The 13,489-nt window shown below is 72.9% G+C and carries 13 protein-coding genes and 1 tRNA gene; 9 read left to right on the forward strand and 5 right to left on the reverse strand.

From position 1 onward, the window contains the following. Positions 1-98: 98 nt before the first annotated feature. Positions 99-186 (reverse strand) — tRNA-Leu (locus ACZ56L_RS24855). Positions 187-392: 206 nt separating this feature from the next. Between ACZ56L_RS24855 and ACZ56L_RS24860 the strand changes: the two genes are divergently transcribed. The 3 genes from ACZ56L_RS24860 to ACZ56L_RS24870 all read left to right on the forward strand — a co-directional run bounded on the left by ACZ56L_RS24860 (position 393) and on the right by ACZ56L_RS24870 (position 3,040). Further along, complete coding sequence (locus ACZ56L_RS24860; RefSeq protein WP_345224587.1) at positions 393-1,724, forward strand: M20/M25/M40 family metallo-hydrolase; 1,332 nt, start codon at positions 393-395, stop codon at positions 1,722-1,724. Positions 1,725-1,880: 156 nt separating this feature from the next. Then, positions 1,881-2,114 (forward strand): chaplin ChpH, encoded by a 234-nt coding sequence (chpH, locus tag ACZ56L_RS24865; protein ID WP_345224589.1) that lies wholly within the window; start codon positions 1,881-1,883, stop codon positions 2,112-2,114. A 146-nt stretch (positions 2,115-2,260) separates the two neighbouring features. After that, complete coding sequence (locus tag ACZ56L_RS24870) at positions 2,261-3,040, forward strand: chaplin (RefSeq protein WP_468689464.1); 780 nt, start codon at positions 2,261-2,263, stop codon at positions 3,038-3,040. Positions 3,041-3,196: 156 nt separating this feature from the next. Here the strand turns inward: ACZ56L_RS24870 and ACZ56L_RS24875 are convergent, their stop codons facing one another. Further along, complete coding sequence (locus tag ACZ56L_RS24875) at positions 3,197-3,385, reverse strand: DUF5703 family protein (protein ID WP_345224593.1); 189 nt, start codon at positions 3,383-3,385, stop codon at positions 3,197-3,199. A gap of 47 nt (positions 3,386-3,432) precedes the next feature. Between ACZ56L_RS24875 and ACZ56L_RS24880 the strand changes: the two genes are divergently transcribed. Beyond that, the gene (locus tag ACZ56L_RS24880) at positions 3,433-4,077 is read left to right on the forward strand and encodes a hypothetical protein (protein ID WP_345224595.1); all 645 of its coding nucleotides are present in this window, start codon (positions 3,433-3,435) and stop codon (positions 4,075-4,077) included. A 74-nt stretch (positions 4,078-4,151) separates the two neighbouring features. Here ACZ56L_RS24880 and ACZ56L_RS24885 read toward each other — a convergent pair whose 3' ends face one another. Together ACZ56L_RS24885 and ACZ56L_RS24890 are read right to left on the reverse strand one after the other, a co-directional pair. After that, positions 4,152-6,488 carry a helix-hairpin-helix domain-containing protein gene (locus ACZ56L_RS24885; RefSeq protein WP_471066446.1) on the reverse strand — a complete coding sequence of 779 codons (2,337 nt, stop codon included), beginning with the start codon at positions 6,486-6,488 and terminating at the stop codon, positions 4,152-4,154. Next, positions 6,485-7,468: an aldo/keto reductase gene (locus ACZ56L_RS24890; RefSeq protein WP_345224599.1), complete on the reverse strand. Its 984-nt coding sequence runs from the start codon at positions 7,466-7,468 to the stop codon at positions 6,485-6,487. The genes ACZ56L_RS24885 and ACZ56L_RS24890 overlap by 4 nt, the downstream gene beginning before the upstream one ends. Positions 7,469-7,667: 199 nt before the next feature. On the opposite strand from ACZ56L_RS24890, the gene ACZ56L_RS24895 reads away from it, so the two are divergent. Further along, positions 7,668-8,717 carry an LLM class F420-dependent oxidoreductase gene (locus ACZ56L_RS24895; RefSeq protein WP_471066448.1) on the forward strand — a complete coding sequence of 350 codons (1,050 nt, stop codon included), beginning with the start codon at positions 7,668-7,670 and terminating at the stop codon, positions 8,715-8,717. Positions 8,718-8,931: 214 nt separating this feature from the next. Here the strand turns inward: ACZ56L_RS24895 and corA are convergent, their stop codons facing one another. After that, positions 8,932-9,924, reverse strand: coding sequence for a magnesium/cobalt transporter CorA (gene corA, locus ACZ56L_RS24900; RefSeq protein WP_401760880.1), 993 nt, complete (start codon positions 9,922-9,924; stop codon positions 8,932-8,934). 59 nt (positions 9,925-9,983) lie between these two features. Here corA and ACZ56L_RS24905 point away from each other — a divergent pair, with 59 nt between their 5' ends. The 4 genes from ACZ56L_RS24905 (at position 9,984) to mshC (ending at position 13,476) form a co-directional block, all read left to right on the forward strand. Further along, positions 9,984-10,682 carry a histidine phosphatase family protein gene (locus ACZ56L_RS24905; RefSeq protein ID WP_345224606.1) on the forward strand — a complete coding sequence of 233 codons (699 nt, stop codon included), beginning with the start codon at positions 9,984-9,986 and terminating at the stop codon, positions 10,680-10,682. Between the two features lie 83 nt (positions 10,683-10,765). Then, positions 10,766-11,356 (forward strand): DUF3090 domain-containing protein, encoded by a 591-nt coding sequence (locus ACZ56L_RS24910; protein WP_401760878.1) that lies wholly within the window; start codon positions 10,766-10,768, stop codon positions 11,354-11,356. Beyond that, complete coding sequence (locus tag ACZ56L_RS24915) at positions 11,320-12,147, forward strand: SCO1664 family protein (protein ID WP_471066450.1); 828 nt, start codon at positions 11,320-11,322, stop codon at positions 12,145-12,147. The genes ACZ56L_RS24910 and ACZ56L_RS24915 overlap by 37 nt, the downstream gene beginning before the upstream one ends. 99 nt (positions 12,148-12,246) lie before the next feature. Continuing rightward, on the forward strand, positions 12,247-13,476 hold the full coding sequence (gene mshC, locus ACZ56L_RS24920; RefSeq protein WP_345224613.1) for a cysteine--1-D-myo-inosityl 2-amino-2-deoxy-alpha-D-glucopyranoside ligase: 1,230 nt from the start codon (positions 12,247-12,249) through the stop codon (positions 13,474-13,476). Positions 13,477-13,489: the final 13 nt, after the last annotated feature.

The following is a 13,489-nucleotide window of genomic DNA, read 5'->3' on the forward strand; positions in this document are numbered from 1 at the left end:
CGGGGACCCGCCCACCCCGGCCGGCCCCCGTCGTGCCCCCGGCGCCCTCCGCGCCACGGCAACGCAAAAGGACCCCAGATCTCTCTGGGGTCCTTCGCTGGTGTCCGAGGGGGGACTTGAACCCCCACGCCCGATAAAGGGCACTAGCACCTCAAGCTAGCGCGTCTGCCATTCCGCCACCCGGACAAGGTGTCTGCCGTTCGGGGCCGTTCTGCGCTGTCCCGTTCCGACGTGGAAAACAATACCAGGGGTTTCGGGTGCTCGATCACCACCCCTCGCGACCCCTCCCACCTGCATGAACGCCGCATTGCGGGAGAGGACCCCCCTTGGGCGCGCGGGCCCGGGGCGGGAGGATGAGGGGGACCACCAGCAACGCAGTGGGAGGAAGCAGCGTGAGCGAGTCGAACACGACCCGGAAGGTGACCGGCGAGGACGAGGTCGTCGACCTCTGCCGGGATCTCATCCGCATCGACACCAGCAACTACGGCGACCACTCGGGGCCCGGCGAGCGCAAGGCCGCCGAATACGTGGCGGAGAAGCTCGCCGAGGTGGGCCTCGACCCCCAGATCCTCGAGTCGCACCAGGGGCGGGCCTCCACCGTCGCCCGCATCGAGGGCGAGGACCCGTCCCGGCCCGCGCTCCTCATCCACGGCCACACCGACGTCGTGCCGGCGAACGCGGCGGACTGGACGCACGACCCGTTCTCCGGCGAGATCGCCGACGGCTGCGTGTGGGGGCGCGGCGCGGTCGACATGAAGGACATGGACGCGATGACCCTCGCGGTCGTACGGGACAGGCTGCGCAGCGGCCGCAAGCCCCCGCGGGACATCGTGCTGGCCTTCCTCGCCGACGAGGAGGCCGGCGGCACCTACGGGGCCCGGCACCTCGTCGACAACCACCCGGACCTCTTCGAGGGGGTGACCGAGGCCATCGGCGAGGTCGGCGGCTTCTCCTTCACGGTGAACGAGAATCTGCGCCTGTACCTCGTGGAGACCGCCCAGAAGGGCATGAACTGGATGCGGCTCACCGTGGACGGCACCGCCGGCCACGGCTCCATGACCAACAAGGACAACGCCATCACCGAGCTCTGCGAGGCGGTGGGGCGCCTCGGCCGCTACGAGTGGCCGGTGAGGGTGACCAAGACCGTACGGTCCTTCCTGGACGAGCTCTCCGACGCCCTCGGCACCGAGCTCGACCCCGAGAACATGGACGAGACCCTGGCCAAGCTCGGCGGCATCGCCAAGATGGTCGGCGCCACCCTGCGCAACTCGGCCGCGCCGACGATGCTCGACGCCGGGTACAAGGTGAACGTCATCCCGGGACAGGCCAGTGCCCACGTCGACGGCCGCTTCCTGCCGGGGTACGAGGAGGAGTTCCACGCCGACCTCGCCCGCATCCTGGGCCCCCGCGTGAGGATCGACGAGGAGCGCTCGCACCGCGACAAGGCCCTGGAGACGGACTTCGACGGCAAGCTCGTGGACGCGATGCAGGTCGCGCTGCGCGCCGAGGACCCGATCGCCCGCGCCATTCCGTACATGCTCTCCGGCGGCACCGACGCCAAGCACTTCGACGACCTCGGCATCCGCTGTTTCGGCTTCGCGCCGCTCCAGCTGCCCCCGGAGTTGGACTTCGCGGGCATGTTCCACGGCGTCGACGAGCGGGTCCCGGTCGAGGGGCTGCGGTTCGGCGCCCGCGTCCTGGACCGGTTCATCGACCACTGCTGAACGGCATCGCCCAACTGGTCTCCCAACTATTCGCCCACGTGTACGAGGTGAATGAAAAGAGTGAATGGGCTCCTCGGGTCGTAGCCCCGCCGGTTTCTCTTCGTTACAGGTGGTGCGGTCCGCGGCTGGGATCGCACCTTTCAACTAGGAGGAACAATGATCAAGAAGGTCGTCGCTGCTGCGGCTGCTACGGGTGGCCTCGTTCTCGCGGGTGCGGGCATGGCTGTCGCCGACTCGGGTGCCCAGGGTGCTGCGCTGCAGTCCCCCGGTGTCCTCTCGGGCAATGTCGTCCAGGCTCCGATTCACATCCCCGTGAACGCCTGCGGCAACACGGTCTCCGTGATCGGTCTGCTGAACCCCACCTTCGGCAACACCTGCGTCAACCACTGAAGTTGAGCTTCAGGACCCCCTGAGGGTTTGAATTTCCCGGGCGGCCCCGGAGTGCGCGCCATGCACTCCGGGGCCGCTTGGGCTTTCGGCCCGCGGGCAAGCACGCCCGCGGGCTCTTCGGTAGGCAGAGGCAAGGAAATGATCCAATGCGTCAGGTCACCAAAAAAGGTCTGATCACCATGGCGGCCGCCGGTGGCGTGCTCGCTCTGAGCGGCGGTTCCGCGCACGCCGACTCGGGTGCGGAAGGGAACGCGTCGAACTCCCCGGGCGTGCTGTCCGGAAACTCGGTGCAGGTCCCGGTGCACGTCCCGGTCAACGCGTGCGGCAACGCCGTCAGCGTGGTGGGTGTCCTCAACCCCGCGTTCGGCAACGCCTGCGCCAACGCGTCCCGTCCGGCCGCGCCCGGCAAGCCCGGCCGTTCCGGCCCCGACAGGTCCGGCAAGCCCGGCACGCCCGGCAAGCCCGGCACGCGGACCGGCGGCGGTGCGACCGCCGACGGCGACACGAGCAATTCCCCCGGCGTCGGCTCCGGGAACAACGTCAAGGTGCCGGTGCACGTCCCGGTCAACGCGTGCGGCAACGGCGTCAGCGTCATCGGGCTCCTGAACCCGGTGTTCGGGAACGACTGCGCCAACGAGTCCACGCCCGTCACCCCGGAGAAGCCGCCGGTCACGCCCCCCACCCCGGTCGTGCCGCCCACTCCGGTCACCCCCGGCCAGCCGCACACCCCGGGCCGGCCGCACACCCCGCCGCCCGTCCGGACCGTCCCGAACACGCCCGTGCCCCAGCACGTCGCGCAGCCGGTGGCCTCCGAGGCGCTGGCGCAGACCGGTGCCTCCGACGCGCTCGGCACGGTGATCCCGGCGGGTGCGGGCCTGCTCGTCGCGGGCACGATGCTCTACCGCAGGGCACGCTCCCGGGCGTGACCCCGCGGCTGTACGACGCCGGAACGGGACCCGAGGTCCAGGGGCCCGTTCCGCCGGCGAACGCGCGGGAAGCGCGTGCACGCCGAAGACGCCCGGGACGGGGTTTCCCGCTGCCCGGCGTACGCGCCGGGCACCCGGTGACTCACGCGGTGACGCTCACCACGTGGCGCGCAGTTGACGGATGATCCGCCTGCGCAGCCGCACCCGACGACTGCCATCGCGGTGCAGGCTCAGACGGTCCAGCTCCCAGTGTCCGTACTCGGCATGGTCGGTCAGCAGACGGGTCGCTTCCGTGCGGGACACCCCGCGCGGAACGTACACGTCGACAAATTCGTATTCCGGCATCGCATCTATTGTGCGGGCAGAGGTCGTCTACGGATAGCGTCTGCACTATGTCTGATGCCGCTCAGCCCACCGCTGCCGAGGTACGCGCCGCCGCCGAGGCGGTGAAAACCGCGCTGGACCGCCACCTTGAGGCGGTCGAGCGCCGTTCCGGAGACGACGATCCCGCCGTCTACGACGCCTTCAACGAACTGGCCGCAGCCGCGGAGGACTACGACGAGCTGCTCTACGAGCGCTACGACGAGGTCACCCCCTTCGAGATCCCCAGCCCCGAGGACGCCGTGCCCACGCACAAGGGCCCGGTCGACGCGTTCAGCGTGCTGATCCGCCGCGACTACTCCGTCGCCCAGCCGCAGCGCCTGCTCGCCCAGGCCCAGCGGCTCGCCGACCTCGACCCCGACGTCACCGCCAACGGGCTGCCCGCCTCCGCCGGAGTCGTCGGGAGCAGCGCGCAGGCCGCGCTCGGGGTCCTCTTCGGCGAGTACGAACCCGACGAGATCGCCTCCCGGCACAAGGAGTTCGGCCTGGAGGAGGGCGACTCCACCCTGTGGGTGGCCGCCGTGGAGGAACTGCCCGAACCGGGGGAGTGGCTGAACGCCCCCTTCGACAGCGCCGACCAGCGCGACGTCGTGTGCCGCTTCGACGTCAGCTCGGTCTTCGACGACGACGAGATGGACGACTTCGAAGAGGTCTGAGCCCGTTGCGGCACGGCCGAGGGGGCGGACCGCACCGGTCCGCCCCCTCGGCCATGCCCGTGACGCCGTCCCCGTTACGCCGTCTCCTCGGCCGGAGCCGGGCGCAGCAGCTCCGCCAGGCGGGTCGTGCGCGGCTGCGGCACCGCCTCCGCGACGGCGCGCGGCAGCGCCGCGTCCACCCCGTGCACCACCGACAGATGCCGCTCGCCGCGCCCGAACGCCGTGTACACCCACGGCCTGGTCAGCGCCTGCGCCGCGTCGCCCGGCAGCACCACGACCACCGCAGGCCAGCGCATCCCGGCCGCCTGGTGCGCGGTCAGCGCCCACGCGTGCCGTACGGACGCCTCCACCCGCTCCTTCGGCACGACCACGGGCTCCCCGGCGCAGTCCAGGTGCAGCCCGTCCGCGTCCGCGCCCTGCACGACGCCCGGCACCGTGCGGCCCGGGAGGGGGACGTACGCGATCCGGTCGCCCGCGTCGAAGCCGCCGAAGCGGCCGGGGCCGGGGTTGAGACGCTGCTTGAGCGCCGCGTTCAGCGCCCGCGTCCCGGCCGAGCCGCCGTGGCCCGGGGTGATGACCTGGGTGTGCCCGGCCTCGATCCCGAAGGCGCGCGGCACCGAGTCCGCGACCAGCTGCACCGTGCGGTGCACGGCCTCGCCCGCGTCGCGCACCGGCACGATCACGACCTCCTTGCCGGGGGCCGCCACCTGGTTCAGCTCACCGATGCCGATGCCGGAGACCAGCTCGCCGATCGGGCCCGGGTCGGGCGTGCGGGAGGCCACCTGCGGGCAGGCGCGGGCGCTCAGTACGTCCGCGAAGACCTGCCCGGCACCGGCCGACGGCAGCACGTTCGGGTCGCCGCTGAGGACCAGACGGGCCCCGTCGGGCAGTGCCTCGACGAGCACCGCGCCGGTCTCCACGTCGAGCTGGGGCGCGTCGAACACCACCAGCAGGTCCAGGTCGAGCGCCCCGTCGGCGTCCCGGCCCGGCCCCTCCGCGCCGGACAGCAGACCGGCGAGGGTGACCGCCCAGGCGGTGTCCGCGCCCCCGTCCGCCTCGCGGGCGTGCAGCGCGGCGGCCACCCGGTCGCGGCCGTCGCGGCTGTGCGTGGCGGCGTAGGCCCGCAGACCCAGCCGGTGGGCGGCGCTCAGCAGGGCGGCGGCCTCGGCGCGGGACGCCTCGCCGCCGGTGTGGGCGACCAGGCCGTGGCCGGCCACCGCGCGCACCAGGTCACCGGCGGAGCCCGGCACCTGCTCCCACTCCCCGGCGTCCTCCACGGGGGAGTTCACCAGACGGGCCAGGCCGTCGGCGAGGCTCTCCTCGGCCATCGCGTACCGGTCGAGGCCGAGCAGGGCCGGGGCGGGCTCCGCCGGCTCCTCCGCCGGTTCGGGGGAGTCCTCGTCGTGCTCCGCCTCCGGTTCCTCCGCGGTCCCGTCCTGGAGGGCGAGCGCGACGCCCTCGGCGAGCGCGTGCGCCACCGCCTCCTCGGGGTCCGGCACCGAGAACCCGGCGAGGGCCTTGCACACCTGCTCCGCCGTGACCGCCGTGTGGCCCTTGAGCGCGGCCCGCTCCAGCAGCCAGCCCACCAGCGCGGCGGCCCGGCGCCCGTCGGCGGGACCGCACTCCGCGCCGAGCAGCGCCCGGGCGAACCCGTCGGCCTGCTCGGGCGCCGTCCCGGGCACCGACAGCAACTGCCAGGGATCGGCGCGCAGCACCTGCGCGGCCTGTTCGCCGAGCACCCGGGCGACCTCGCCCGCGAGCGCCTCGGGGGCACCGCCCGCGGTCAGGACCTCCGTCACGTCCGCGACCGTCTCCGGCGCGGCGGCGGCCTGCGACGGCACGGCCGAGGGGGCGGCCGGGGCGGGGGCGGCGACCGGAGCGGAAACGGCACGCGGCGGCGCGGGCGCGGGCTCCGGCACGAACGCGGTGGCCGGCCTGGCGCCGCTCTCCACCGCCTTGACGGCAGCCATCAGATCGGCCGCCGTGCCGCTGAGCTTGGCCCCGGCGGAGATGGCGGCCTTCTCCGCCTTGCGCTGCTCGATCTTCGCCCGGAGCTCGCGCTGCGCGGCCAGTTCGGCCTCGGCCTCGGAGAGCTGCGGCGCGGCCGGGGCGTCCCCGGCATCGGCCTGCGCGTCGTTCGCGGTGTCTGCCCGCGCGTCATTCGTGGTGTCGGCCTGCGCGTCGCTCGCGGCTTCTGCCCGTGCGTCGGCCGACGCGTCGTCCGCGGCGTCCTCCGTCTCGGGGTGGTCGTCCGCCGTGTCCGTCTGCTCCACCGGCCCGGTGTCCTCGTGCTCCTCGGCCCGTGCGGCCGGTGTCGTGGCGGCTGTGTCGTCGTCCGGTGTCCCGGCCGCCGGGTCGGCGGCGGGGTCGGCCGGGGGGACGGGGGTCTCCCCCCGGGGGTGCGCGGTCACAGCGTGCTCCAGTCCTGGTCGGGATAGCGGTGCACGGGCGCGGACACGTCGTCCAGCGCTCGGCAGATCTCGTCAGGAAGACTAAGCGCCTCCACTGACAACGCCGCCGCGAGCTGCTGCGCGTTGCGCGGCCCGATGATCGGCGCGACCACCCCGGGCCGGTCCCTGACCCAGGCCAGCGCCACCTGGAGCGAGGTCGTGGCCAGCCCGTCGGCGGCGATGGCGACGGCGTCGACGATCCGGTCCGCCGCGTCGTCGAGGTAGGGGGCGACGAACCCCGAGAGGTGGTCGCAGGCCCCGCGCGAGCCGGGCGGCAGCCCGTGCCGGTACTTGCCGGTCAGCACGCCCCGGCCGAGCGGCGAGGAGGGCAGCAGTCCGATCCCGAGGTCCATCGCGGCGGGCAGCACCTCGCGCTCCACGCCCCGCTGGAGCAGGGAGTACTCCATCTGCGTGCTGGCCAGCCGGGTCCGTGTCCCGGGAGCCGCCAACTGCCAGGTGCCCGCCTTCGCCAACTGCCAGCCGCAGAAGTTGGACACCCCCGCGTAGCGCGCGCGGCCGCTGGAAACAGCGAGGTCCAAGGCCTGGAGCGTCTCGTCGAGCGGGGTGCCGGGATCGAAGGCGTGGACCTGCCAGATGTCCACGTGGTCGGTTCCCAGCCGCTCCAGCGAGGCGTCCAGGGCGGCCAGCAGGTGCCCGCGCGAGCAGTCGAAACGGCGGTCCGGGTCGAGCACGCTGCCCGCCTTGGTCGCGATCACCAGGTCCCGGCGCGGAACCAGACGTTCCAGGAGCCGCCCGACCACGTACTCGGCGTCGCCGTCCCCGTACACGTCGGCGGTGTCGACGAGCGTGCCGCCCGCGTCCCAGAAGGCCTTCAACAGACCGGCGGCGTCGTGCTCGTCGGTGTCCCGGCCCCAGGTGAGGGTGCCCAGCCCGATTCTCGATACGCGCAGGCCCGTGCGGCCGAGGTGCCTCTGCTCCATGGCCGCGAGATTACTGGTCCCCCCGCCCGCTCGAAGGAGGCCTGTGGACAACCCGCCGACGGCGTGGCGCGGGACCCCGGGGACAACCCGCCGAACGATACGCCGCGAGGCCCGGCGGACGACCCGCACTGACGTATCGCCCGCCGGCGCGCTAGAGTCCGCCCCACCACAACGTTACCGGTGAGTAAGGGAGCGACGCATGCAGCTCGGGATCAACCTCGGCTACTGGGGAGCGGGCATGGACGGCGACAACCTCGCCGTCGCCAAGGAGGCCGACCGCCTCGGCTACGCGGTCTGCTGGGCCGCCGAGGCCTACGGCTCGGACGCCCCCACCGTGCTCTCCTGGGTCGCCGCCCGGACCGAGCGCATCGACATCGGCTCCGCGATCATGCAGATCCCGGCCCGCCAGCCCGCCATGACCGCGATGACCGCCGCCACCCTCGACTCGCTCTCCGGCGGCCGCTTCCGGCTCGGTCTCGGCGTGTCGGGGCCGCAGGTCTCCGAGGGCTGGTACGGCGTGAAGTTTGACAAGCCGCTCGCCCGCACCCGCGAGTACGTGGAGATCGTCCGCCGGGCCATGTCCCGCGAGCGCCTGACGTACGAGGGACAGCACTGGACCCTGCCGCTGCCCGACGGTCCCGGCAAGCCCATCAAGCTGACCGTGCACCCCGAGCGCGAGACCATCCCGCTCTACATCGCCGCCATCGGCCCCAAGAACCTGGAGCAGACCGGCGAGATCGCCGACGGCGCCCTGCTGATCTTCCCCTCCGCCGAGCACCTCGAGGAGACCGCGATCGCCCCGCTGCGCGCGGGCCGCGAGAAGGCCGGGAAGACGATGGACGGCTTCGACGTCTGCCCCACCCTGCCGCTCGCCGTCGGCGACGACGTGGACGCGCTGGCCGACATGTTCCGCCCGTACACCGCGCTCTACGTCGGCGGCATGGGCAGCCGCAGGCAGAACTTCTACAACAGCCTCGCCCGGCGCATGGGATACGAGAAGGAGGCCGCCGAGATCCAGGACAAGTACCTGGGCGGCGACAAGGACGGCGCGGCCGCCGCCGTGCCGCACCGGCTCATCGACCAGACCACCCTGCTCGGCCCGGTCGAGCGGATCGCCGAGCGGATGCAGGCGTACGCCGCCGCCGGAGTCACCACGCTGACGCTGGCGCCCGCCGGGTTCACGCTGGAGGAGCGGATCACCGCACTGCGGGCGGGCACCGAGGCGCTGGAGCGCGCCGGACTGGCCTAGTCCGTGAGGAACTGAACGGGCCTGGTGCACAAGGGAGTTGAGAAGTCCGCGGCCGTGGTGGGGGCTCGGGGGTCTTCCCCGCCACGGCCGTCACGGAGCACAACGCGCCGACGTCCGCTCGGTTACGCCCCGCGGGGGGATTCGGCGGGATCGCCCGCCCCCGCACGCGGACGACGCGGGGGAGCGCCCGCCGCTCCCGCCGCCCCCACGGCCCTCACAGCCAGCCGCGCCGCTTGAACAGCCGGTACAGACCCAGCTCGGCGACCACCATCACGATCAGCACCGCGTAGTAGCCCCACGCCCACTTCAGCTCCGGCATGTGCTCGAAGTTCATGCCGTAGACACCCGCCACCATCGTCGGCACGGCCGCCATTGCCGCCCACGCCGAGATCTTGCGCATGTCGTCGTTCTGCCGCACCCCCATCTGCGCCAGATGCGCCGACAGGATGTCCGACAGCAACCGGTCCAAACCCTCCACCTGCTCGTTCACCCGGGTCAGGTGGTCGCTGACATCGCGGAAGAAGGGCTGCGCGTGCTCGTGCACGAACGGCAGCCCGGGGCTGGTGAGCCGCAGCATCGGCTGTGCCAGCGGCCCCGTCGCCCGCCGGAACTCCAGCACCTGCCGCTTGAAGGTGTAGATGCGCCCCGCCGTGCCCTTCGCCTGGCCGCTCTGCGGCTGGAAGACCTCCGCCTCCAGCTCCTCCAGGTCCGTCTGGAGCTCCGCCGCGACCAGCAGGTAGTGGTCCACGACCACGTCGCTGATCGCGTACAGCACCGACGTCGGACCGTGCGCCAGCAGCTCCGGATTGGCCTCCAGGCGCTTGCGCACGTCCTTCAGCGGGGTGCTCGCCCCGTGCCGCACGGTCACCACGAAGGAGTCACCGACGAAGACCATCAGCTCGTCCGTGCTCACCGCGTCGCTCTCCGGCTCGTAGAGCACCGGCTTGAGCACGGCGAACAGGGAGTCCTCGTACACCTCCAGCTTCGGCCGCTGATGCGCCGACAGGGAGTCCTCCACGGCCAGCGGATGCAGCCCGAACTCGGAGGTGACCATGTCGAACTCCTTCTCCGTCGGCTCGTGCAGCCCGATCCACAGGAACCGGTCCTGGGAGGAGCGCGCCTCCTCGAGCGCCTCGGAGAAGTCGGTGGGGCCCTCGGTCCTGCGGCCCTCGCGGTAAATGGCGCAATCGACGATCACGGCGTGCATTCTCCTTGCATACGGGGTCCCACGCACCCGGAAGCGGTCGTCGGCCTAGGCTGAGGGGCATGGCCACGCTGATCCTCGTACGGCACGGACGTTCCACCGCCAACACTGCCGGGCTCCTCGCCGGGCGCACCCCCGGGGTCGCGCTCGACGAACGCGGCGCCGAACAGGCCGCGGCGCTGCCCGGACGGCTCGCCGCCCTGCCGCTCGCGGCGGCCGTCACCAGCCCGCTGCAACGCTGCGACGAGACCCTGCGCCCGCTCCTCGCCGCCCGCCCCGAGCTGCCCCTGCACACCGAGGAGCGCATCAACGAGTGCGACTACGGCGACTGGTCGGGGCGCAAGCTCGGCGAACTCACCGACCACCCCCTCATGGACGTGGTGCAGCGGCACGCGTCGGCCGCCGCGTTCCCCGGCGGCGAGTCGATGCGCGCCATGCAGGCCCGCGCCGTGGACGCCGTACGCGACTGGAACGCGCGCATCGAGGCCGAGCACGGCCCCGACGCCCTGTACGTGATGTGCTCGCACGGCGACATCATCAAGTCCCTCGTCGCGGACGCGCTCGGCCTGCATCTCGACCTCTTCCAGCGCATTCACGTCGATCCGTGTTCCCTGACGGTGATCCGTTACACGAGGCTGCGGCCCTTCCTCGTACGCCTGGGCGACACCGGCGACCTCTCAGGACTCGCACCGGCCCCGGGCGACGCGGGCGCCCGCAGCGGAGACGACGCAGCCGTGGGGGGCGGAGCGGGAGCACCGTGATCTCCGCGCGCAGTAGGGTGGTCGCGCCGTAAACCATTTACGCCGCTGCACCCCCAGCCCCTCGAACCGATGGAGATCAGGACGTGTCCCGTCAGGTGTTCCTCTACGACCCGCCGGAGCGTTTCGTGGCCGGTACGGTCGGGCTGCCTGGCCGCCGTACCTTCTTCCTCCAGGCCTCGGCGGCCGGCCGTGTCACCAGCGTCTCCCTGGAGAAGGCCCAGGTCGAGGCGCTGGCCGAACGCATCGACGAGCTCCTGGACGAGGTCGTGCGCCGCACCGGCGGCAACGCCCCCGTCCCCGCCGTCGCCCCCGCCGACGTGCACGACACCGCCCCCCTGGACGCCCCCGTCGAGGAGGAGTTCCGGGTCGGCACCATGGCGCTCGCCTGGGACGGCGACGACCAGCGCATGATCGTCGAGGCGCAGGCCCTCGTGGAGCTCGACGTCGACACCGACGAGGACCTCGCCGAGGCCGAGGAGCGCATGCTCCAGGACGAGGAGAACGGGCCGCCCATGCTGCGCGTGCGCCTCAGCGGAGCCCAGGCCCGCGCCTTCGCCAAGCGCGCCCTGGACGTCGTGAACGCGGGCCGCCCGCCGTGCCCGCTGTGCAGCCTGCCGCTCGACCCGGAGGGACACGTATGCCCGCGCCAGAACGGATACCGGCGGGCCCTGTGACGGACCCCGCGACGCTGCTGGCCAAGGGCGACCTCAAGGTGCTCGGCCAGGTCCGCGAGGCCTCCAACGCGGTCCTGTACTGCGAGATCGCCTCCGAGGGCGAGACGGCCACCTGCGTCTACAAGCCGGTCGCCGGCGAGCAGCCCCTGTGGGACTTCCCCGACGGCAACCTGGCCCGCCGGGAGGTCGCCGCGTACGAGATCTCCGAGGCGACCGGGTGGGGCCTGATCCCGCCGACCGTGCTGCGCGACGGCCCGTACGGCGAGGGCATGTGCCAGCTGTGGATCGAGGGCGACCCGGAGGCGGGCGGCGCGCTGCTGGCCCTCGTCGAGGACGAGGAGGCGGCGGACGGCTGGAAACCGGTGGTCCTCGCCGAGGTCGAGGAGGGCCGCACGGCCCTGCTCGTGCACGCCGACGACGCCCGCCTGCGCCGCCTCGCGGTCCTGGACGCGGTGATCAACAACGGTGACCGCAAGGGCGGCCACCTGCTGCCCTCGGGCGACGGCCGCCTCTACGGCATCGACCACGGCGTCTCCTTCCACGTCGAGGACAAGCTGCGCACGCTCCTGTGGGGCTGGGCGGGCGAACCCCTGACGCCGGAAGCCCTGGACGTGCTGGAGGAACTGTCCGCGCGGCTCGCCGACGGCACCCCGCTGGCCACCCGGATGGCCGAACTGATCACACCGGCGGAACTGGCCGCACTGCGGGAACGGGTCGCCGCCCTGCGCACGTCCGGCGTGCACCCCGCCCCGAGCGGCCAGTGGCCCGCGATCCCGTGGCCGCCGGTGTGAGCGCCTGCCGCACGGGCGCGGGAGGGCACAAGACGGCGTAATCGGTCAAGATCCCGATCCGGCTCGTAACCGGAACATGCGTCCGGTTACGCTCGTGACATGCATGCCTGGCCCGCTTCTGAGGTCCCCGCCCTGCCCGGCAAGGGCCGCGACCTCCAGATCCACGACACCGCGACCAACGGGTTGATCACCCTCGACCCCGGTCCCGTCGCCCGTATCTACGTGTGCGGCATCACGCCGTACGACGCGACCCACCTCGGGCACGCGGCGACCTACAACGCGTTCGACCTCGTACAGCGCGTGTGGCTCGACACCAAGAGGCAGGTCCACTACGTCCAGAACGTGACGGACGTCGACGACCCCCTGCTGGAGCGCGCGATCCGCGACGGCGTCGACTGGACCGGTCTCGCCGAGCGCGAGACCGCCCTCTTCCGCGAGGACATGACGGCCCTGCGCATGCTGCCGCCGCAGCAGTACGTGGGCGCGGTCGAGGCGATCCCGGGCATCGTGCCGCTCGTGGAACGCCTCCGGGACGCGGGCGCCGCCTACGAACTCGAGGGCGACGTCTACTTCTCCGTCGCCGCCGACCCGCACTTCGGCGAGGTCTCCGGGCTCGACGCCGAGGCCATGCGGCTGCTGTCCGCCGAACGCGGCGGCGACCCGGACCGGCCGGGCAAGAAGAACCCGCTGGACCCGATGCTGTGGATGGCCGCCCGCGACGGCGAGCCGAGCTGGGACGGGGCCTCGCTCGGCCGCGGCCGCCCCGGCTGGCACATCGAGTGCGTCGCCATCGCCCTGGAACACCTGGGCATGGGCTTCGACGTGCAGGGCGGCGGCTCCGACCTCGCCTTCCCGCACCACGAGATGGGCGCCTCGCACGCGCAGGCCCTGACGGGCGAGCACCCCTTCGCCAAGGCGTACGTCCACGCGGGCATGGTCGGCCTGGACGGCGAGAAGATGTCCAAGTCGCGCGGCAACCTGGTCTTCGTCTCCACCCTCCGCCGCGAGGGCGTCGATCCGGCCGCCATCCGGCTGGCCCTGCTCTCCCGCCACTACCGCTCCGACTGGGAGTGGACCGACCAGGTACTCGCCGACGCGGTGGCCCGCCTCGGCCGCTGGCGCGCGGCGGTCTCGCGCCCGGACGGCCCGTCGGCGGACGCGCTGGTGGAGGAGATGCGGGAGGCCCTCGCGCACGACCTCGACGCCCCGGCGGCCCTCGCGGCGGTGGACCGCTGGGCCGACCTCCAGACCTCCGCCGGCGGCACGGAGGAGGGCGCTCCGGGCGTCGTCTCCCGTGCGGTGGACGCGCTGCTGGGCGTCGCGCTGTAGTTCCCGTCGGTTA

The organism is Streptomyces sp. NPDC039736 (genome assembly GCF_055596485.1).

Excerpts from the sequence above, each read along its gene's own strand:
- ACZ56L_RS24870 (WP_468689464.1), top strand. The coding sequence starts at position 2,261 with ATGCGTCAGGTCACCAAAAAAGGTCTGATCACCATGGCGGCCGCCGGT.
- mshC (WP_345224613.1), top strand. The coding sequence starts at position 12,247 with ATGCATGCCTGGCCCGCTTCTGAGGTCCCCGCCCTGCCCGGCAAGGGC.
- corA (WP_401760880.1), bottom strand. The coding sequence starts at position 9,924 with ATGCACGCCGTGATCGTCGATTGCGCCATTTACCGCGAGGGCCGCAGG.
- ACZ56L_RS24880 (WP_345224595.1), top strand. The coding sequence starts at position 3,433 with ATGTCTGATGCCGCTCAGCCCACCGCTGCCGAGGTACGCGCCGCCGCC.
- ACZ56L_RS24875 (WP_345224593.1), bottom strand. The coding sequence starts at position 3,385 with ATGCCGGAATACGAATTTGTCGACGTGTACGTTCCGCGCGGGGTGTCC.
- ACZ56L_RS24890 (WP_345224599.1), bottom strand. The coding sequence starts at position 7,468 with ATGGAGCAGAGGCACCTCGGCCGCACGGGCCTGCGCGTATCGAGAATC.
- ACZ56L_RS24915 (WP_471066450.1), top strand. The coding sequence starts at position 11,320 with ATGCCCGCGCCAGAACGGATACCGGCGGGCCCTGTGACGGACCCCGCG.
- chpH (WP_345224589.1), top strand. The coding sequence starts at position 1,881 with ATGATCAAGAAGGTCGTCGCTGCTGCGGCTGCTACGGGTGGCCTCGTT.
- ACZ56L_RS24905 (WP_345224606.1), top strand. The coding sequence starts at position 9,984 with ATGGCCACGCTGATCCTCGTACGGCACGGACGTTCCACCGCCAACACT.
- ACZ56L_RS24895 (WP_471066448.1), top strand. The coding sequence starts at position 7,668 with ATGCAGCTCGGGATCAACCTCGGCTACTGGGGAGCGGGCATGGACGGC.